Raw genomic sequence first — 19,356 nt, forward strand, 5'->3', positions numbered from 1 at the left:
TTGGCCCCGGCTCCCTTCGGCAGCCACCCCTCAATAAAACTCGGCTGCCCCGTCTGCTTCACTGCCATCGCTACCCTCCAAGGCTTTGCCCTAGGGAATCACAAATGGCGAATTACGCAACAGGCCCACAAGGGGAGAAGGAACGGCACCAGTCACCGAATTGCGTCTACCGGCAAGCAACTGCTCCGCCTCCGCCGCAATCCGCTCGACGATCTCCGCCGCCGGTGGAATATCATGAATCAACCCGACCGCCTCGCCTGCAATCACCGCGGCGACGTCGAAGTTTCCCGCCGCCCTTGCTGCGGCATACTCGGCCGCGACTGCGGCAACATTCTGCATCAGCTCGATCTCGCGGCCGATCCAGCGCTTGGCATGATCGTTGACCAGGCACCGCCCGGTAAACGGCGCCGGCCAGACGTTGTTGCGGGAGAGATCGAAGATGATGCCGCGCACGGTCGAACCGGAGTTCGCCGCGCAGATGCGGCGCTTGGCCTCTTCCGCACCGTCGGCCTCCTGGCTGGCATAGAAGCGCGTGCCGAGCAGCACGCCGCTCGCGCCCAGCATCATCATGGCCGCGAGCCCGCGCCCATCCGCGATGCCGCCGGCCGCCACCACGGGAACGCGCCCCGCGGCGAGATCGACGATGGCGGGCACGAGATCGACGGTGCTGCGCGAAGCGCCATGACCGCCCGCCTCCGTGCCTTGCGCGATCAGGATGTCGGCACCGGCATCGAGCGCCTGCCGCGCCATCGCTTCGTCCTGAACCTGGCAGATCAGACGCGTGCCTGTGGATTTGATCTTGGGCGCGAACGGCGCGGGATCGCCGAACGACAACATGATCGCATCTGGTCTTGCAGCGAGCGCGATATCGAGAAGCTCGCACCGCTTGGCGAGGCTCCAGGTGATGAAGCCGATCCCGAACGGTGCACCGACGTCGGCGAGCTTCGCCGTCTCCTGCTCCAGCCAGACCCGCTCGCCATAGCCGCCGCCAAGAATGCCGAAGCCGCCGGCGCGGCTCACCGCCGCGACCAGACGGCTGCCGGCAATGACATCCATCGGCGCCAGCAGGATCGGATGCTCGATCCTCAGCAGCGTGGTCAGCGACGTCGTCATCGGCATGGCTCCTCCCCGATCTGGACAGCGAGAGTAGGCGGGACTAGCATTCTCGAAAATTGAATTGTTGCGAATGCTGCCATCTCAAAAACGAAACGAAGCCATGGAACTCAGCGATTTCAAGACCTTCGCCGCGGTCGCCCGCACCGGCGGCATCACCCGCGCCGCCGAGGAGCTCAACACCGTGCAGTCGAACGTCACCCAGCGCGTGAAGGCGCTGGAGGCGGAGATCGGCACGCCGCTGTTCGAGCGGCACTCGCGCGGCATGACGCTGACCGGCGCCGGCAAGCGCCTCCTCCCTTACGCGCAAAAGATGGCGGCGCTGTCGCGCGAAGCCTTGCTCGCCGCGCGCGACGATGGCGAGCCGAAAGGACCGCTCGCGATCGGCTCGATGGAGACCACGGCAGCCGTGCGATTGCCGCCGCTGCTCGCCGATTTCCACCGCCGCTTCCCTGCCGTGCGCCTGTCCTTGCGTACCGCGCCGACCGCCGACCTCGTCGCCCTCGTGCTCGACGGCACGCTCGACGGTGCCTTCGTCGCCGGACCCATCACGCATGACGACCTCACTGCGACGAGCGCGTTCCGCGAAGAGCTGGTGCTGGTCAGCGCGCGCCGCTGGGGATCGCTCGCCGAGCTGCGCGCCGGCACGCCGGAGTCGGGTCCGACGGCGCTGGTGTTCCGCACCGGCTGCACCTATCGCCAGCGGCTCGAACAGATCTTCGTCGAATTCGGCTGGCCGTCGGCGGCGCGCTTCGAGCTCGGCACGCTCGACGGCATGATCGGCTGCGTCGCCGCCGACATGGGTGTGACGCTGCTGACGCGCGCCGTCGTGGAACGCAGCGCGATGAACGGCGCCGTCGCCGTCCACACGCTGGGCCCGTCACATGCACGTGTCGAGACACTCTTCATCCAGCGCCGCGCCGGACATCAATACAGCGCGCTGAGCGGTTTTGCCGACTGTCTGAAGAAGGACGAGGACGTCATGACGGAGCGCCAACGTTCCACGCCACGAAATTCGTCACAAATCCATCGCGTTTGAATCGATCCGCGCTGCGTGCTGCCATCGCAGCGCAGCACTTCGAAAAGCTTTGAAGCCCGCGCTTCTTCTACGTTAGGATGAGTGACTGGCCAGCGCGAAACCATAAACGAAGCCAAACACCGGCAGAAACATCGGGAGGACTATTGATGCGCAATACGCTCGTGTTGTGCTGCGTCGCTGCGTTGTCGGCGATTTCAGGAACTGCAAGCGCACAGGACTGGACCAAATCGAAATGGGGGCCGAACGACGAGATCGGCGCCGCCAACTACATGACGCCCGAGCTCGTGGTGAAGGCGGCATCGCTGGTGAAGACCGGCAAGACTTACGCCCTCGGCATCCCCGTCACGCCGCAGACGCCCGCTTACCCGCCGCGCACCTTCAAGCTCACCATCGTGCAGCCCGGACAGGCCGGCACCCCGGGTCTCGGTCCGAACAAGGCCACTTACAACGATGACATCCTCGACAGCTGGGTCGGCATCGGCAGTCAGCTCGACGGGCTCGGCCATCTCGGCGTCGAGCACGTCTACTACAACGGCAACAAGCTGGCCGATTTCGCCGATCCCAATGGCTTGAAGAAGCTCGGCATCGAGAAGGTGCCGCCGATGGTCACCCGTGGCGTGCTGCTCGACATGGCCGCCTATTTCAAGACCGACGTGGTGAAGGAAGGCACCGCCTTCAACGTCAAGGAGATCGAAGAAGTCGCCAAGCAGCAGAACGTCGAGATCCGCCAGGGCGATGTCGTCATCTTCCACACCGGTTGGCTCAGCCTGATCGGCAAGGACGACAAACGCTACTCGGCCGGCGAGCCCGGCCTCGGCGTCGAAGGCGCGAAGTACCTCGCCGGCAAGGGCGTCGTTGCGGTCGGCGCCGACACCTGGGGGCTCGAGGTGTTGCCGTTCGAAGGCAAGACCGTGTTCGAGGTGCATCAGATCCTGCTCGCGATGAACGGGACCTACATCCTCGAGAACATGGACACCGCCGCGCTCGCCCGGGACAAGGGCTACGAATTCCTGTTCGTGCTGGGCCAGCCGCGCTGGACCGGCGCCGTGCAGGCCATGATCAACCCGATCGCGATCCGCTGAGCTGAAAACCGGGCGAGGAGCCGCTTGCCGCGCGGCAGGCCCCTCGCCCACCCCTCCGTCACCGCGGCCTCAGATGCCACCGCCGCAATGCCACGACGGCCCAGATCGCCTCGACCAGGCCGAACGGCCAGGCGCCTTGCAGGAAGCCATAGGCGGAACCGAGCGCGCAGGACGCCGCGAACAGCAGCACGAACCAGTGGCTGCGATCCTCCAGGGCATAGCAGACCAGCATCGCCGTCACGGCAAACAGGCCGAATAGTGTCAGTGCATCCATGGTTACCAGTTCACCCCGCAGCGCGACGCATGATATGCGCTAAGCCATGCCGGCTCCTATCCTGCCTCTCATCGATGCTGCAACCCACTGGCCCGCGCGCGGCGCGCTGGTCGGGCTCGACTTGGGCACCAAGACCATCGGCGTTGCCGTATCCGATCCGGACCGGCGGCTGGCGACCGGCGTCGAGACGATCCAGCGCAAGCAGTTCAAGCAGGATGCCGCCAGGCTGCTGGCCATCGCCACCGAGCGCAAGGTGGTCGGCTTCGTGCTCGGCCTGCCTATCAACATGGACGGCAGCGAAGGTCCGCGCGCGCAATCCACCCGCGCCTTCGCGCGCAATCTGGCCGGTTTGACCGCGCTGCCGATCGGTCTCTGGGACGAGCGCCTCTCGACCGCGGCGGTCGAGCGCGAGCTGATCGGCATGGACGTCAGCCGCGCCAAGCGCGCCGAGGTGATCGACGAGCATGCCGCGATCTTCATCCTGCAAGGCGCGCTCGATCGCCTGGCAAACCTGCGCAAGGGGCCTGGCTGATCCCATGGCCGTCGTCATCGCGGCGCTGCTGCCGGTCTTCATCCTGATCGTGCTCGGCATCGTGCTGAAGCGCAGCCTGATGCGGCTCGACACGCAATGGCACGGGCTGGAGCGGCTGACCTATTTCGTGCTGTTTCCGATGCTGCTGATCCAGACGCTGGTGAAGGCGGACCTCACGAAGGTTCCGGTCGCCGGCGTCGGCGGTGCGCTGCTGCTGTCGGCGCTCGCGATGTCGCTCTTGTGCCTTGCGCTGCGCCCTGCGCTATCGCGGCTCGGCATCGACGGCCCGGCCTTCACCTCGATCTTCCAGGGCGCGACGCGCTGGCAGACCTTCGTTGCGCTGTCGATCGCCGCCAATCTGTTCGGCGATGTCGGGCTGGCGCTCGCCTCCGTGGCGATGGTGGCGATCATCCCGCTGGTCAACGTGTTCAGCGTCTCGGTGCTCGCTCGTTACGCATCGCCGGAAAAGCAGTCCGGCCGCGCCATCGTCATGACATTGGTGCGCAATCCCTTGATCTGGGCCTGCATCATCGGCCTTGCTGTCAATGTCACCCACCTGCCGCTGCCAAGGCTCTGGCATGAGGTTGCAGACGCGCTCGGCAGTTCTTCCCTCGCCATCGGCCTGCTCGTCACAGGCGCGGGGCTGCATCTCGAAGGGCTCTTCCGTCCGAGCCTCGGCGCAGCGGTCGGCGTCGTTTTCAAGCTCTTGCTGATGCCCGCGCTCGCGATGGGGCTCGGTCTCTGGTTCGGGCTTTCCGGCAACAGCCTTTCGATCGTCGCGATCTGCTCGGCGGTGCCAACCTCGTCCAGCGCCTATGTCCTCGCCCGCCAGATGGGCGGTGATGCGCCGCTGCTGGCGCAGATCATCACGCTGCAGACGATCTTTGCAGCCATTACGATGCCGATCGCGATCGCGCTGGCGGCCTAGGACTCGTCACGGCGAGCGCACCTCTCTCGACCGTCATTGCGAGGAGCTCTTGCGACGAAGCAATCCAGAACTTCCCCGCGGAGGGATTCTGGATTGCCTCGCTGCGCTCGCAATGACGGAGGGTGGAGCTAGCTCCCCAGCCACATCGTCAGCACCACCGCGGTGAGATTATTCAGCGCGTGCAGCACGATGGTGAGCCACAGCGAGCCGGAGCGGTAGCGCATGTAGCCGAACCACAGGCCGATGGCGAAGACTTCGGCGAGGAAGTACATGTCGTACTGCAGATGGACGATTGTCCAGACCAGCGACGACAGCAGGATCGCGCCGGGCGCGCGCAGGAAGCTTGCCGACCAGCCGCGGAAGAGGAAGCCTCGCGCCAACACCTCTTCCGACATCGGCGCCGCCACCGCGAATGCGGCGAGCAGCAGCAGCGCCGCGCCCTTGTCGCGGCCCGATTTCAACAGATCGGTCATGAAGCCCGGCGTCGCCTCGCGGCCAAGCGCGCGCGACATCGTCTCCCAGAGCAGCACGATCAGGATGAGACCGACGGCGCCGAACAGCAGCTGCTTCCAGGACGGCCAATGCAGCGCGAGATAGTCGACGAAGGAGGCCTTCTTGATGCGAATGGCGAGCCAGACCGCAAGCAGCGTCGCGGGCAGCCCAGCGATGACCGAGAGCGCGAGCGTCTGGGGCTCACGGCCGACGAGCTGGAGCGAGGCAAGGTCCATGGGAAGACCACGCAGCGCGCCCAGCACAACGACGGCCCCGATCTGCCCGACGAACATCGCGACGAAGATAAAGAGACCCCACAGCGCCGTGCCCCAGAACTTCCAGACGCGCGGCGTCGCCGGCGTCTCGGTCAGCGGCGAATGATCGGGATTGAGGGAGTCCATCAGGAGGCTTTCGTTTTGGACACTCACGGCAGCGCCCGATCCAGCAGCACGCGCACCTCGGCGCTGTCGAGTTCGACCGCGCCGTACATGCTGGCATGGTTCGTCGCGAGGCGCGTCGCCGCGAACAATTCGGCCTGGCGCGGCGACACGCCATTGAGCGCGGACGTCGCGGCCAGCAATGCCAGCTTCTCGACCGCAAGCCGCGCGACGCGCTCGCCGTCGGCGCGCCGAAACGTCTCGCCGATGAAGCTGACCGCCTCGCCCGCCCCAGGCAGCCCCTTGGTTTCGGCCGCCAGCGCTTGCAGCACCGCCGTTGCCGCGTCCGGCTCACGCGAGAGCGCGCGGAGCACGTCGAGGCACATCACGTTGCCCGAGCCTTCCCAGATCGCATTGACCGGCGACTCGCGATAGTGGCGCGCCAAAATGCCGTCCTCGACATAACCGTTGCCGCCGAGGCACTCCATCGCCTCAAACAGGAACGGCGGCGCGCTCTTGCAGGTCCAGTATTTGATCGCGGGCGTGAGCAGTCGCATATAAGCCGCCTCCGCCGCGTCGTGCGGCGTGCGGTCGAAGGCACGGCAGAGCCGCATCACCAGCGCCGTGCTCGCCTCCACATGCAGCGCCATGTCCGACAGCACGGCCTGCATCAATGGCTGATCGGCCAGATGCTTCTGGAACACGCTGCGGTGACGGGCGTGGTGCAGCGCATGCGCAAGCCCCGAGCGCATCAGCCCGACGGAGGCGATCGCGCAATCCTGTCGCGTCAGCTGCACCATCTGGATGATGGTGCGGATGCCCTTGCCTTCCTCGCCGACCCTTTCGGCGTAAGCGCCGACGAATTCGACCTCGGACGAGGCATTGGAACGGTTGCCGAGCTTGTCCTTCAGTCGCTGGAACTGGATGGCGTTGACCGATCCATCCGGCGCGAAGCGCGGCATGAAGAAACAGGTCAGCCCGCCTTCGGCCTGTGCCAGCACGAGGAATGCGTCGCACATCGGCGCCGACATGAACCATTTGTGGCCGGTGATGCGATAGCCGTCCCCGTCGCGTACCGCACGCGTCATGTTGGCGCGCACGTCGGTGCCGCCCTGCTTTTCGGTCATGCCCATACCGAGCGTCATGCCGCGCTTGCCCCACCACGGCGCAAAGCTCGGGTCGTAGGTCTTGGTCGACAGCACCGGTATCACCCGCGCGAGCAGATCGGGCTGCATCGCCAGGGCACCGACGGAGGCGCGTGTCATCGTGATCGGGCAGAGATGGCCGGTCTCGACTTGTGCAGCCATGTAGAACTTTGCAGCGCGAATGACCTCGGCGCCATCGCCCGCAGGTTTTCCGTCCACCGTCCACGTGGAATTGTGCACGCCCGCACGCGCACTGTGCGCCATCAGCTCGTGATAGGCGGGATGAAACTCGACCTGGTCGCGGCGATTGCCTTTGGCATCGAAGCTGCGCAGCTTCGGCGTGTTCTCGTTCGCAAGGCGCCCGCGATCGGCCATTGCCGCCGAGCCCCAGTGCCTGCCGAACTCCGAGAGCTCACGCTCCGCCGCTGCGCCGCCATTGGCCCTGACCGCCTCGACCAGCGGCCGGTCCACGGCGAAAAGATCGACATCCTCGAATGGCGGCGACTGGTTGAAGACCTCGTGGGTCGCAAATGTGGGCTGGGTCATCTTGCGTCCTCGGCGCGGAATCAGTTCCGCCGCGGCTGGATCGGGAAATCATAGGCCGCCCCGCCCGCCCCCGGCAGGGAAAAATGCCACCACTCCTTCGAATAGTTCACAAAGCCTTGCCTGGCCATCGCAGCCACCAGCCGCTTGCGCCAGGCACGCTGCTCCGCATTGATCGAGGTTGCGGCGGTATGCCCCTTCGGGTCGGTGCAGTCGTAGCCTGTGCCCATGTCGACGCTGCCCTCCGGCGCCCGCGCCTCGACCGGCGCCGTGCAATCCGCGTAGGTCTTGGCTGGATCATATTTAGCGGAATTGTCCGCCTTGAGATCGACCAACGTGAGATCGAGCGCCGCGCCGGTCGAATGTTGCGAGCGGCTCGCAATGTAGCCGAGGCGGAACAACTCGGTCTTCGGGATCTTCGGATTGTAGCGCCGCTCCGACGCGGTCTCGCGGCCGTTCTGCGACCACTTGACCATGTCGAGCGAGGCCCGCGCCGGCCGGTAGCAGTCGAACATCTTGAGCGAGAGATTTTGCGCCGCCAGCTCCTGCTGCACCGCCTTCAGCCGCAACCCCACCTCGCGCTTCACCACGCATTCGCCGGCATTGTAGCCGGCGAGCGGACGGCCGACGAAATTGTTCGACGTGGCGTAACGGAGGTCCTGGATGATGCTGGGATCGATGTCGCGCAGGTAGACGAAGTCGCCGGGCAAGCCCTGCGCCCGAACCGGAGCGAGGAACGACATTGCAAGCAGCGCGACCAGCGCTGCGATCCCGCCCTTTGCGGTCATTGCACCGGATCCGAGTTGACCAGAAGCTTGGTGATCGCGGTGTCCGTATATTTGTTGCCGGCCCAGACGTCGTCGATGATGAATTGCAGCCAATAGGTCGCAACCGGCGGCCGCAACGTCAGGAGCTGCGCCGACAGCTCGTCGTTGAGGATGAAGGTCCGCGACTCTCCTCCGGAGAACAGCACACGGAGCTGCCGAACCCTGTTGTTCTTGGCAAAGATGTCGGGGCTTTTCTGGTAACCGTTCTGCACATGGATCGACTTGACCCGCCGCAGGGTTTCGAACTCGATCGTGATCCATTCGCCGATGCCGTTGCCTGAGGCGCCCTCGACCCAGGCTGTGCCTGTCGAGGCATCGAACAGATTCACCGCGCCGTATGAATTGCCGAATTGCGGCTTGAGCATCGAGCTGACGCAATAGGTCTCGAATCCGCTGCGCGCGCAGCTCTCGCCCGCCGCGGAGGGACGCGGCGGACGCATGGTCGCGCGTTCCGCGACCGCAGGCCTGGCCGGCGGCTTTACCAGCATGCCCGCCATCGGCCGCTCCGACGACAGCGGCGCCGCGAGATAGATGCGCCCGCCGAGCGTCTGGTCGTAATAGGCCGGCGTCTGCTCGTGCGGCACGGGTTGGCCGCCGTCGCTCGCCGTCAGCGCCAGCGCCGCCACGCGCTCGCGCACCTCGACCGCGAGGTCGCCGAGATGCAGCTCGGGCCGCTTGAGCTGCTCGACGAATATCCGCGTGAACACCGAATTGTGCGCCGTATCGTTGCTGCCGAGCTGGTCGAGCGCGGTCTGGCCGATCCCCGCGGAATAGAGCGTGAAGATCCCGCGCGCGGGCCGGGCGTCAGCAAGCCCCCGCGTGTTCCCGATCGAACGGCCGGCGGCGCGCGGAAACGGATTGTCACGGCAGGCATCGATGACGACGAAGGCGACCCGCACTGCCTTGGCCTGAAGCTCCGCAATCACGTCGGGCTCGGCGATCGAGGCCCCGCGCACCCGCGCCTCGGCGCCCTCGTTCACGGTGGGAACGTCGCTCGGCACGAGGTAGTTCACGCCTGCGATCGCAACGCCGTGCCCGGCATAGAACACGGCGGCGGTATCGCCCGGCTCGAGCCGCGACGTGAAATCCGCAAGCCGGTCGATCATGCCCTGGCGGCCAAGATTGGTCCCGAGCACGATGTCGAACCCGAGTGACCTCAGCGCGTCGGCCACGGTCGTTGCGTCATTGGCGGCCTTCTTCAATTGCCGGTCGGCCGGCAGGTTCGGATAGAGATCGTTGCCGATCACGAGTGCGACGCGTTTTTCGGCCCAAGCCGGTGTCGCAAGGCCAGCCATGCACGCGGTCGCGAGCGCAGCAACATTGCGCGCCAGTCGATTAAAATACCGCGTGCCCGTCATGATCCAGCCCGTGACGCAACCAATGTTGCGAGTCTAGCGCAAAGCGGCCGCCCCGAACACCGGGAGGGCGGGCGCCCGCCTCCGCCGCAAGGGGCCGTGGATAAGTCCGGCGGCGGGATTTGAAGCTTGCTCCCCCCGCCGTCCGCCCCTATAGCTCTGCTTTTAATGACATCGAAATCGACCTTCGTCCTCGGCCACCGGCATTTGCTGGGCATCGAGGGCCTTTCCGCGGCCGACATCAGCGGCCTCCTCGACCTGTCCGAAGAATATGTCGAGCTCAACCGCCAGGTTGACAAGAAGCGCACCGTCCTGCGCGGACGGACGCAGGTGAACCTGTTCTTCGAGGCCTCCACCCGGACCCAATCCTCGTTCGAGCTCGCGGGAAAGCGGCTGGGCGCCGACGTCATGAACATGTCGGTCGCCTCCTCGTCCATCAAGAAGGGCGAGACATTGATCGACACCGCGATGACGCTCAATGCGATGCACCCGGACATCCTGGTGATGCGCCATCACGCCTCCGGCGCGGTGGAACTGCTGGCCCGCAAGGTCGACGGTTCCGTGATCAATGCCGGCGACGGCGCGCACGAGCATCCGACCCAGGCGCTGCTCGACGCGCTCACCATCCGCCGCAACAAGGGTCGGATCGAGGGGCTCGTGGTCGCGATTTGCGGCGACGTGCTGCATTCGCGCGTCGCCCGCTCCAACATCATCCTGCTCAACACCATGGGCGCCCGCGTCCGCGTCGTCGGGCCCTCCACGCTGCTGCCGCCGGGCATCGAGCGGATGGGCGTCGAGGTCGCGCGCGACATGCGCGAGGGTCTGAACGGCGCCGACATCGTCATGATGCTGCGGCTGCAGCGCGAGCGCATGAACGGCTCCTTCGTGCCCTCGTCGAGCGAATACTTCCACTATTTCGGGCTCGACCAGAAGAAGCTCGCTTACGCCAAGCCGGACGCGCTGGTGATGCATCCCGGTCCCATGAACCGCGGCGTCGAAATCGACACCGCGGTCGCCGACGGTGCGCAATCCCTGATCCGCGAGCAGGTGGAGATGGGCGTCGCCGTGCGCATGGCGGTGCTGGAAGCGCTCGCCCGTAACCTGCCGAACGCGTGATGCCGATGTTGACCGATCGCCGCCCCATCCTGCTGGCCAATGCCCGCGTCGTCGATCCCTCCAGGGATTTCGACGGGGTAGGAGACGTCCTGATCGCCGACGGCAGCATCCGCGAGACCCGCCGCGGCATTGGCGCGGCCGGCGTCCCCGAGGGCACCGACATCGTCAATTGCTCCGGCAAGATCGTCGCACCCGGCCTGATCGACATGCGCGCCTTCGTCGGCGAACCCGGCTTCAGCCACCGCGAGACCTTTGCCACCGCGAGCCAGGCGGCCGCGACCGGCGGCATCACCACCATCATCTGCCAGCCCGACACCTTGCCGGTGATCGACAATTCGGCAACGGTCGACTTCGTGATGCGCCGCGCCCGCGACACCGCGATCGTCAACATCCAGCCGATGGCCGCCCTCACCAAGGGCATGCACGGCCAGGAGATGACTGAGTTCGGCCTGCTCAAAGCCGCGGGCGCCGTCGCCTTCAGCGATGGCGCCAGAAGCGTGACCAATGCGCAGGTGATGCGCCGCGCGCTGACCTATGCGCGCGATTTCGACGCGCTGATCGTGCATTACACCGAAGACCCCGATCTCGTCGGCGAAGGCGTGATGAACGAGGGCGAGTTCGCCTCGCGGCTCGGCCTGATGGGCATCCCGAATGCCGCCGAGGCCGTGATGCTGGAGCGCGATCTGCGCCTCGTCGCCCTCACCGGCGGCCGCTACCACGCGGCGTCGCTGACCTGCATCGATTCTCTCGACATCCTTCACCGCGCGCGCGATGCCGGGCTCGCCGTCAGCGCCTCGGTCTCGATCAATCATCTGGCGCTGAACGAGAACGACATCGGTCCTTACCGTTCGTTCCTGAAGCTGTCGCCGCCGCTGCGCACCGAGGACGACCGCCGCGCCCTGGTGGCGGCAATCGGCTCCGGTCTGCTCGATGTCATCATGTCCGACCACAATCCGCAGGACGTCGAGGGCAAGCGCCTGCCGTTCGCGGAAGCCGCGCCCGGCGCCGTCGGGCTCGAGACCATGCTGCCGGCCGGCCTGCGGCTGGTGCACAATGGCGAGATCGAGCTGAAGACGCTGATCCGCGCGATGTCGACCCGCCCGGCCGAGCTGCTCGGCCTGTCGGGCGGAACCCTGCGCGCCGGCAGCCCCGCGGATGTCATCGTGATCGACCCCGACGTGCCCTGGGTGGTCGATCCCGCCGACCTCAAGTCGCCCTGCAAGAACACCCCGTTCGACGAGGCCCGCTTTACAGGCCGGGTGGTGCGCACCATTGTCGGTGGACGAACGGTATATGAGCATGTCTGACGTGCGGCTTCGTTCGACGTGGAGAATGGGCCTTTTGGAGATGCCGCCATGGCGCTTGAACCGTTTCTGCCGGTGGCTTTCGTCATCGGCTATCTCCTCGGCTCGATTCCGTTCGGGCTGATCCTGACCAGGCTCGCGGGCACCCAGGATATCCGCTCGATCGGCTCCGGCAGCATCGGCGCCACCAACGTGCTGCGCACCGGACGCAAGAGCCTCGCCGCGGGCACTCTGCTGTTCGACGCGCTCAAGGGCACCGTGGCGGTGGTGATCGCCGGCTACATCGCAGGCCCCTATGCCGCAATGGTAGCCGGGCTCGGCGCTTTCCTCGGCCACCTCTTCCCGGTCTGGCTGAAGTTCAAAGGCGGCAAGGGCGTCGCGGTCTATATCGGCATCCTGCTGGGGCTGTTCTGGCCGGGCGCCGTCGTGTTCTGCCTGCTCTGGCTGGCGACCGCCTTCACCACGCGCTATTCCTCGCTCTCGGCGCTGGTGGCGGCATTCATCACGCCGATGTTCCTGTGGTGGTTCGGTCATCTCGCATTGTCGGCACTTGCCGCCGTGCTGACCCTGCTGTTGTTCTACGCGCATCGCGAGAACATCAAGCGCCTGCAAGCGGGCAAGGAAAGCCGGATCGGCGAGAAAGCCTAGAGCATGATCCGGAAAAGTGCGTAGCGGTTTTCCGAAAAGATCATGCTCAAACAATAACCTAAAGCGCGATGACGATTCCTAATCGCATCGCGCTTTAGAGCGCTTTGGGGCGAAATGGATGCCGGTTCGCGTCAAGAAGACGCGTCAACAAGAATCTGAAAGGGGAAGAAGTACGGATACCGTCGCACCCCTGCCGCATTATATGCCAAATCCTGTTCGCAATTGCCGTACGAGTCATCGCAGGCTGTAGCGAACGGGTTCCATGCCTGTCATCCTGACACGGGAAACGGCGTTAGGCGGTTGCTCAGAATGAGCGAGAAGATTGTCGGCGTGAATGACGGGATCGGCTCGCTCGGTGCTTCCGGCACTGCAGCAAGCCGGCTGCTCTCGGCGACCAATATCTGGTCCGATGCGCCGCTGCCCGCGCCTGCTGCACGGCCAGCGCCGCAGCCGGAGCCCGCAGTCAAGCCTGACGCTCCGCTCGATGTCGCCGTTGCCAAGGCTGCACCGGCCGCGCCCGCGCGGGCGCGTTCCGACCAATGGCCGCCGCGAAAGCTTTCGCTGGCGCTGCAGGGCGGCGGCAGTTTTGCGGCCTTCACCTGGGGCGTGCTGGAGCGCCTGCTCGAAGAGACGTCCATCGAGATTGACACCGTCAGCGGCGCCAGCGCCGGCGCCATCAATGCGCTGCTGCTCGCTTGCGGCCTGGCCGAAGGGGGCCGCGAAGGCGCCCGTTCCAGGCTGAACCGGTTCTGGGTCCGGCTGATGCACGAGGCCTCGTTCCGCTTACTGATGCTGATCGGCGGCTTTTCGCCGGCGGGAAGCTCGGTCGCGTTCGGCCCGACCCTGCGCTCCGGGCAGTTCGATCCGTTCGACCTCGATCCGCTGCGGCAGGCGGTCTCCCGCGACATCAATTTTTCCGTCCTGCGCCGTGCGCGGTGCCCAAAACTGCTGATCGCGGCGACGCGGATCCGCGACGGGCAGCAGCAGATTTTTGGCAACGAGGCCATCACCGCCGACGTCGCGCTGGCCTCGACCTGCCCTCCGCTGGTCCATTGTGCGGTCGAGATCGACGGCGAGGCCTATTGGGACGGCGGCTTCGGCGGCAATCCGCCGCTGCTGCGCCTGGTGCAGGACAGGGCGGCAACGGATCTGCTGCTGGTCCAGGTCACGCCGGCGCGCGACAGCTACGTGCCGATCACGCTCGCCGCGATCGACCGCCGGCTCGACCAGATCGCGGCCAACGCTGCGCTCAAGGCCGAGATCGCCGCGATCGAATGGGCGCAGTCGCACATGGCATCTCCGCTGCGGCTCACCAGGATCGTGGCGGAAGACTCCGTTGACGGCCTGGCGCAGCGCTCATCCACCGATCTCGGCCGCGGCTTCATTCGCCTGCTGCACCGGAGCGGCCGCGCAGCCGCCGAGCAATGGCTCGGGCAAGGCGCGGGAGCCGGCGCAGCGCCCTCAGCGCCCGCTCAGGCCCCTGCTCCTACCGAGCACGCGTTAGCCTGATTTCGCCAGCGCGTCCTCCAGGAACCAAGCCGCCGCGAGCGCCAGCGGATCGTTGCCGAAGCGTGCGATCACCTGCACGCCGACAGGCAGGCCACCGACCTTGAGCACCGGCACGTTGACGCAAGGATTGCCCATCAGCGTCCACAGCCGGTTGTAGCGGGGATCGCCGGTGGTCGCGAGCTCCTTGGCCGGCGCGGTGCCGGGCGCTGAATAGGTCAGCAGCACGTCGACGCCTTCGAAGAGTTCGCCGAGCTCGCGGCGGCCGCGACGGCTGATACGGCGTGCCTCGTCATAGTCTTTCGGCGTCAGCCCGACCGTCGCATCGAGACTGGCGCGCAGCATCGGCGCGATCTCGTCGTGACGTTCCGAAAACTCCCAGGCGAGCGCGCGATGCGCTTCATAATCCTGGATGATCGGGTGGATGCGCCAGGCCTCCTGCACCGCCTCGGGCAGATCGATGGTCTGCACCTTGGCACCGGCGCGCATCGCCGCCTTGATCGCAGCCTGCAGCCCCTCTTCGGCGGCCGGCTCGACGGCGCCTGCGAATTCCTGCCTGACCACGCCGATGCGCGGCGACTTCGCCGGGGTGATGCCGGAGAACTCCGTTCGCCCGGTCATCGCCAGGAGACCGCGCGCAAGATCCTCCGCCCGGGCGCCGAACAGGCCGACCGTGTCGAGCGCCCATGAATAGCACTTGACGCCAACCGTCGGCAGCATCCGGAACGACGGCTTGATCGCCGCCGTTCCGCAATAGGCCGCCGGCCGGATCACCGAGCCGCCGGTCTGAGTACCCAGCGCCAGCGGGATCATGCCGGCGCCGACGGCCGCCGCCGATCCCGAGGACGAGCCGCCGGGCGAATGACCTGTATTGTGCGGATTGCGCGTCGGTGTGGGATCGCGCGAAGCGAATGCTGTGGTCGTGGTCTTGCCGATGATGGTGGCCCCCGCCCGCTTCAGCATCATCACGACGGGTGCGTCAGCGCGCGGCTGCCAGCCGCGATAGATCTCCGAGCCCATCTCGGTCGGCATGTCAGCGGTGTCGATGATGTCCTTGATGCCGACGGCAATGCCGCGCAGCGGGCCCGAGGCTTGCGCCCTCGCGGATTTGTCGTGCCGGACGAAAGCCTGAACGTCCTTCTCCCTGGCCTCGATCGCCGCATGCGATTGCGCGATTGCAGTCTCGGGCGAAAGCTCCCCCGCTTCGATGCGGCGCTGGAGGTCGGCGAGTGAGATCATGGGTATTCCTAAGTAAAGGTGCCGCGGTCGCTGAAGGGCAGAGGCAGGCCGTGCTCATCCAGCACGGCCTTGTAGTGATTGAGGTATGACCAAAGCCGGTTTCTGAGCTCGTTGGCATTCTGGTACGCTTCCGACGACCGGTCGAGGGCCGAACAGGCATCGTCTGCCATGCAACAGAGCGAGTGGAGGGTATCGCCCTGGATCAGCATGCCGGGAAAATGCCGTTCCGGGTGACGCATCACCGCCGCGTTCGTGGTGTCGGCGAAAATCTCGACCGGTACGACACGCATTCCAATGCCTCAAACATCAATCCGCTTGGTCACTATCCATTTATTAGCGCGTCGCTACCGGGTCCACCCCCTTCCCTGCGCCCTCAGATTGTTCCATGCTGTCGCTGCAACGAGACGCCGTGGACGCCATCAACAGAAGCGTGGAGCCGACCGAGGCTGAGCGGATCGACCGCCTGCGGCTGATCGGCTGCCGCAGGCAACACAAGGGTGTGATGGTGGCTCTAGAATCAAAAAACTCCGCACATTCAGAAGCTGGCATATCGAGGCTGCTGTATCTGGGGAGATTGGGGTGGCGCGGAAATCCGACAATTTACCGTTGTTACTGGTGGGGGGCAGTCTCGGTCTCACGCTGCTATTCCATGCTATTTGGAGCATCCTTTTCGAAGACTGGATCAAGCATCAGCTTGAGCGCATCATGGGCCACACCGTGGCCGAAATGCTGGAGAAATTCGGGTCAGTAGGCTTCCCTGTTGTCGCCGCCATAGCGCTCACTTGGCTAATCTATTCATTTGCCAAGGCTCATGCGAAAGCCGAGCTGTTCGGTCAGAGCGGCCACGCTCCAAAGCCGTTGACCGACGAAGCTCCTCCGCAAATAGACCCATCATGGGCGCGCGACCTATCGCTCGCAGATGCTCTATGGCGAGCTTACTCCGGTGATTGGAATGGATGGCGCCAAGTCGTACAGCCGAGCCCTGAGGCGGATCGATTCTATAAGACCGTAAAAGAGATAAGGCAGTACGCCTTTGATGGCGCATTACCGATATGGGCGAGAAAGCCGAGATCAGACCTATACGAGTTAGTGCCGCCGATCTTTTGGCAAAATCACGCCATCACTGACAGTTACTCAATTCAAACGACAGTGCCCGCCGTATTCATTCACGTCACTCATCCCCTGATTGTTGGAGAGATACCAAATGCGCGAACCAACGCGTGGACGGATTTTATGACGAGCAAGGCCGCCGTAGAGAAGCTCTGGCCGCCGCGGTCCTAGACCTTTTCCAGCGCCAACCGCTCCAATTCCAACGCTGAATATGCGCACAGGCAGGTTGCCCACTCCCTCAGGTTGTTCCATGGTGCGGCTACAAGGAGACGCCGTGGACGCCATCAATCCGAGCGTGGACCTGACCGAGCTGGAGCGGATCGACAGCCTGCGGCTGATCCGTTCCGACAATGTCGGGCCGCGCACCTTCCGCTCGCTGGTCGATCATTTCGGCAGCCCGCGCGCCGCGCTGGAGCGGCTGCCCGATCTCGCCCGCCGCGGCGGCGCGGCGCGATCGGGGCGCATCTGCAGTGCGGATGAAGCAAAGGCCGAGCTCGCCGCGAGCCGCAAGTTCGGCATCGCCTGGCGCGCGCCCGGCGAGGACGGCTATCCGGCGCGGCTGGCGATGATCGACGATGCGCCGCCGCTGCTCGCGGTGCGCGGCGACACCAAATCCCTGATGCGGCCGATGATCGCGATCGTCGGCTCGCGCAACGCCTCCGGCGCCGGACTTAAATTCGCCGGCCAGCTCGCGCGCGAGCTCGGCGAAGCCGGCTTCGTGGTCATCTCCGGGCTCGCCCGCGGCGTCGACCAGGCCGCGCATCGCACCAGCGTCGAGAGCGGCACGATCGCCGTGCTCGCCGGCGGCCACGACTGCATCTATCCGCCCGAGCATGGCGACCTGCTCGCCGCGATCCTCGACCACGCGGGTGCGGCGATCTCCGAAATGCCGCTCGGCCACGAGCCGCGCGCCCGCGACTTTCCCCGTCGCAACCGGCTGATTTCGGGCGCCTCGCTCGGGGTCGTCGTGGTCGAGGCGGCGCACCGCTCGGGCTCGCTGATCACGGCACGCATGGCGGCCGAACAGGGCCGCGAGGTGTTCGCCGTCCCGGGCTCGCCGCTCGATCCGCGCGCCGCCGGCACCAACGACCTGATCAAGCAGGGCGCGACGCTCGTCACCGAAGCCGCCGACATCATCAATGCGGTTCAGCCGATCATGGAGCGGCCGCTGATGCACCCGGCGGGCGAGCCCGACAGCGAGCCGTTCGAGAGCGATCCGCAAAGCCATGATCGCGACCAGATCACCGCCCTGCTCGGCCCGGCGCCGATCTCAATCGACGACCTCGTGCGGATGTCCGGCGCCTCGCCCGCGATCGTGCGCACCGTGCTGCTGGAGCTCGAGCTCGCCGGCAAGCTCGAACGTCACGGCGGCGGATTGGTGTCGCTGGTTTAGCGTCGTCCCCAGTTGTCATTCCGGGGCGCGGCGAAGTCGCGAGCCCGGAATCCATCCATCCGCTCGCTCTGCCGCCAAATGGATTCCGGGCTCCCTCGCTCCGCTCGGGCCCCGGAATGACGAAATGGAGGCCGTACGCTAACCTTCCTTGCGCTGGTCGAACCGCGTTCGTGCCGCCTCGATCTGCTCCAGATGCGCGATGGCCCATTCTCCCAGCGCTTTCACCGGCTGTTGCAGTCCGCGACCGAGCTCGGTCAGCTCATAGTCCACCCGCGGCGGGATGGTCGGAAAGATCGTGCGCGTGACGAGGCCGTCGCGCTCGAGGCCGCGCAGCGTCAAGGTGAGCATCCGCTGCGAGATGCCGTTGATCATGCGCTTGAGCTCGTTGAAGCGCTTTGGCCCGTCGCTCAGCATCATGATGACGAACACGCTCCATTTGTCGCCGACGCGGGACAGCACGGAGGCGACCCCGCGGCAGTCTGCATGGTTGGGGTCCGGCATCGGCCTTGGATCCGGCCTCGGACTTGGCCGCGGCGGAGCGGGCAATTCGGTGTGCGCAGGTTTCAATGATGTGCCCATGGCTCAAAAAAGTGCGTTCTTGCGGGGATTTCGATAGTCACACATGTAGCGCTGGTAACAAACTTATACCAGGGTGACCTCACATGAAACTCCTCCACATCGACTCCAGCGTGCTCGGCCCCCACTCCGTCAGCCGGCAGGTTTCCGCCGCCATCGTCGATCGGCTCCGGCAGGCGACGCCCTCACTTCAAGTCGCCTACCGCGATCTGACCGAGACGCCGCTAGCCCATCTCTCCGGCTCGCACCTCGCCGCCGCGCAAGGCGCCGCCGCGCCGGCGGAGCTCGGACCAGACCTTGCCGCAAGCGCGGCGGCACTGGAGGAGTTCCTGGCCGCCGACATCGTCGTGATCGGTGCGCCCATGTACAATTTCACCATTCCGAGCCAGCTCAAGGCCTGGATTGATCGCATCCTGGTGGCGGGGAAAACCTTCAAATATGGCGCGGCCGGGCCCGAGGGACTCGCCGGCGGCAAGCGCGTGATCGTGGCCATCTCGCGCGGCGGCCACTACGGCGCAGAGACGCCCTACGCGGCCGGCGAGCATCTCGAAACTTATCTGCGCTGGGTGTTCGGCTTCATGGGAATCACCAACCTCGAATTCATCCCGGCCGACGGCATCCAACTCGGGCCGGAGCACCGCGAGAAGGCGATCGCCGGCGCGCTCCAATCGGCAACAAGCCTGCGCGCGGCCTAACCCTCGCCGCGGCGAACGCGTCGGGCGCAACGCGAATGTTGCGCCCGAGCTGGTTCGCTTGA

At 65.8% G+C, this 19,356-nt stretch carries 20 protein-coding genes; 11 read left to right on the plus strand and 9 right to left on the minus strand.

Features of this window, described 5'->3' with window-relative positions; genetic code table 11:
* Window positions 1–90: 90 nt before the first annotated feature.
* A complete protein-coding gene (locus P0R31_RS28170) occupies window positions 91–1,173 on the minus strand; it encodes an NAD(P)H-dependent flavin oxidoreductase (RefSeq protein ID WP_343299344.1) in 1,083 nt (360 codons plus the stop codon).
* A gap of 43 nt (window positions 1,174–1,216) precedes the next feature.
* On the opposite strand from P0R31_RS28170, the gene P0R31_RS28175 reads away from it, so the two are divergent.
* Entirely contained in the window at window positions 1,217–2,152 is a 936-nt protein-coding gene (locus P0R31_RS28175) for a LysR family transcriptional regulator (protein WP_275517652.1), read from the plus strand.
* Between the two features lie 146 nt (window positions 2,153–2,298).
* Complete coding sequence (locus tag P0R31_RS28180) at window positions 2,299–3,234, plus strand: cyclase family protein (RefSeq protein ID WP_275517654.1); 936 nt, start codon at window positions 2,299–2,301, stop codon at window positions 3,232–3,234.
* A gap of 58 nt (window positions 3,235–3,292) precedes the next feature.
* On the opposite strand, the gene P0R31_RS28185 is transcribed toward P0R31_RS28180, so the two are convergent.
* Window positions 3,293–3,508 (minus strand): hypothetical protein, encoded by a 216-nt coding sequence (locus P0R31_RS28185; RefSeq protein WP_225113861.1) that lies wholly within the window; start codon window positions 3,506–3,508, stop codon window positions 3,293–3,295.
* 46 nt (window positions 3,509–3,554) lie between these two features.
* Here P0R31_RS28185 and ruvX point away from each other — a divergent pair, with 46 nt between their 5' ends.
* A complete protein-coding gene (gene ruvX / locus P0R31_RS28190) occupies window positions 3,555–4,040 on the plus strand; it encodes a Holliday junction resolvase RuvX (protein ID WP_025036743.1) in 486 nt (161 codons plus the stop codon).
* Window positions 4,041–4,044: 4 nt separating this feature from the next.
* Window positions 4,045–4,968 carry an AEC family transporter gene (locus P0R31_RS28195; protein ID WP_275517657.1) on the plus strand — a complete coding sequence of 308 codons (924 nt, stop codon included), beginning with the start codon at window positions 4,045–4,047 and terminating at the stop codon, window positions 4,966–4,968.
* Between the two features lie 128 nt (window positions 4,969–5,096).
* On the opposite strand, the gene P0R31_RS28200 is transcribed toward P0R31_RS28195, so the two are convergent.
* From P0R31_RS28200 to P0R31_RS28215, 4 genes are read right to left on the minus strand one after another with little or no spacing between them, the layout of a single operon-like run.
* Window positions 5,097–5,861 (minus strand): CPBP family intramembrane glutamic endopeptidase, encoded by a 765-nt coding sequence (locus P0R31_RS28200; RefSeq protein WP_275517786.1) that lies wholly within the window; start codon window positions 5,859–5,861, stop codon window positions 5,097–5,099.
* 23 nt (window positions 5,862–5,884) lie between these two features.
* Complete coding sequence (locus P0R31_RS28205) at window positions 5,885–7,528, minus strand: acyl-CoA dehydrogenase family protein (RefSeq protein ID WP_275517659.1); 1,644 nt, start codon at window positions 7,526–7,528, stop codon at window positions 5,885–5,887.
* A gap of 20 nt (window positions 7,529–7,548) precedes the next feature.
* Window positions 7,549–8,268 (minus strand): M15 family metallopeptidase, encoded by a 720-nt coding sequence (locus P0R31_RS28210; RefSeq protein ID WP_430516872.1) that lies wholly within the window; start codon window positions 8,266–8,268, stop codon window positions 7,549–7,551.
* Between the two features lie 41 nt (window positions 8,269–8,309).
* Complete coding sequence (locus tag P0R31_RS28215) at window positions 8,310–9,647, minus strand: NADase-type glycan-binding domain-containing protein (protein ID WP_275517661.1); 1,338 nt, start codon at window positions 9,645–9,647, stop codon at window positions 8,310–8,312.
* A gap of 228 nt (window positions 9,648–9,875) precedes the next feature.
* Between P0R31_RS28215 and P0R31_RS28220 the strand changes: the two genes are divergently transcribed.
* The 4 genes from P0R31_RS28220 to P0R31_RS28235 all read left to right on the plus strand — a co-directional run bounded on the left by P0R31_RS28220 (window position 9,876) and on the right by P0R31_RS28235 (window position 14,284).
* Complete coding sequence (locus P0R31_RS28220) at window positions 9,876–10,823, plus strand: aspartate carbamoyltransferase catalytic subunit (RefSeq protein WP_197952821.1); 948 nt, start codon at window positions 9,876–9,878, stop codon at window positions 10,821–10,823.
* Between the two features lie 5 nt (window positions 10,824–10,828).
* Window positions 10,829–12,130, plus strand: coding sequence for a dihydroorotase (locus P0R31_RS28225; RefSeq protein ID WP_275517787.1), 1,302 nt, complete (start codon window positions 10,829–10,831; stop codon window positions 12,128–12,130).
* Between the two features lie 48 nt (window positions 12,131–12,178).
* The gene (plsY, locus tag P0R31_RS28230) at window positions 12,179–12,775 is read left to right on the plus strand and encodes a glycerol-3-phosphate 1-O-acyltransferase PlsY (RefSeq protein WP_036015094.1); all 597 of its coding nucleotides are present in this window, start codon (window positions 12,179–12,181) and stop codon (window positions 12,773–12,775) included.
* Window positions 12,776–13,084: 309 nt separating this feature from the next.
* On the plus strand, window positions 13,085–14,284 hold the full coding sequence (locus P0R31_RS28235) for a patatin-like phospholipase family protein (protein ID WP_275517663.1): 1,200 nt from the start codon (window positions 13,085–13,087) through the stop codon (window positions 14,282–14,284).
* Here the strand turns inward: P0R31_RS28235 and P0R31_RS28240 are convergent.
* Window positions 14,276–15,520: an amidase gene (locus tag P0R31_RS28240; protein ID WP_275517664.1), complete on the minus strand. Its 1,245-nt coding sequence runs from the start codon at window positions 15,518–15,520 to the stop codon at window positions 14,276–14,278. The genes P0R31_RS28235 and P0R31_RS28240 overlap by 9 nt on opposite strands.
* 8 nt (window positions 15,521–15,528) lie before the next feature.
* Window positions 15,529–15,810 carry a DUF6959 family protein gene (locus tag P0R31_RS28245; protein ID WP_128265312.1) on the minus strand — a complete coding sequence of 94 codons (282 nt, stop codon included), beginning with the start codon at window positions 15,808–15,810 and terminating at the stop codon, window positions 15,529–15,531.
* Between the two features lie 289 nt (window positions 15,811–16,099).
* On the opposite strand from P0R31_RS28245, the gene P0R31_RS28250 reads away from it, so the two are divergent.
* Window positions 16,100–16,801 (plus strand): hypothetical protein, encoded by a 702-nt coding sequence (locus P0R31_RS28250; RefSeq protein WP_275517665.1) that lies wholly within the window; start codon window positions 16,100–16,102, stop codon window positions 16,799–16,801.
* A 79-nt stretch (window positions 16,802–16,880) separates the two neighbouring features.
* Window positions 16,881–18,023, plus strand: a complete 1,143-nt coding sequence (gene dprA / locus P0R31_RS28255; RefSeq protein ID WP_275517666.1) for a DNA-processing protein DprA — start codon at window positions 16,881–16,883, stop codon at window positions 18,021–18,023.
* A gap of 138 nt (window positions 18,024–18,161) precedes the next feature.
* Here the strand turns inward: dprA and P0R31_RS28260 are convergent, their stop codons facing one another.
* The gene (locus P0R31_RS28260) at window positions 18,162–18,602 is read right to left on the minus strand and encodes a winged helix-turn-helix transcriptional regulator (RefSeq protein ID WP_275517668.1); all 441 of its coding nucleotides are present in this window, start codon (window positions 18,600–18,602) and stop codon (window positions 18,162–18,164) included.
* A gap of 83 nt (window positions 18,603–18,685) precedes the next feature.
* Between P0R31_RS28260 and P0R31_RS28265 the strand changes: the two genes are divergently transcribed.
* On the plus strand, window positions 18,686–19,294 hold the full coding sequence (locus P0R31_RS28265) for an FMN-dependent NADH-azoreductase (protein WP_275517669.1): 609 nt from the start codon (window positions 18,686–18,688) through the stop codon (window positions 19,292–19,294).
* Window positions 19,295–19,356: the final 62 nt, after the last annotated feature.

Source organism: Bradyrhizobium yuanmingense (assembly GCF_029167105.1).
Taxonomy (GTDB): Bacteria; Pseudomonadota; Alphaproteobacteria; order Rhizobiales; family Xanthobacteraceae; genus Bradyrhizobium; species Bradyrhizobium yuanmingense_A.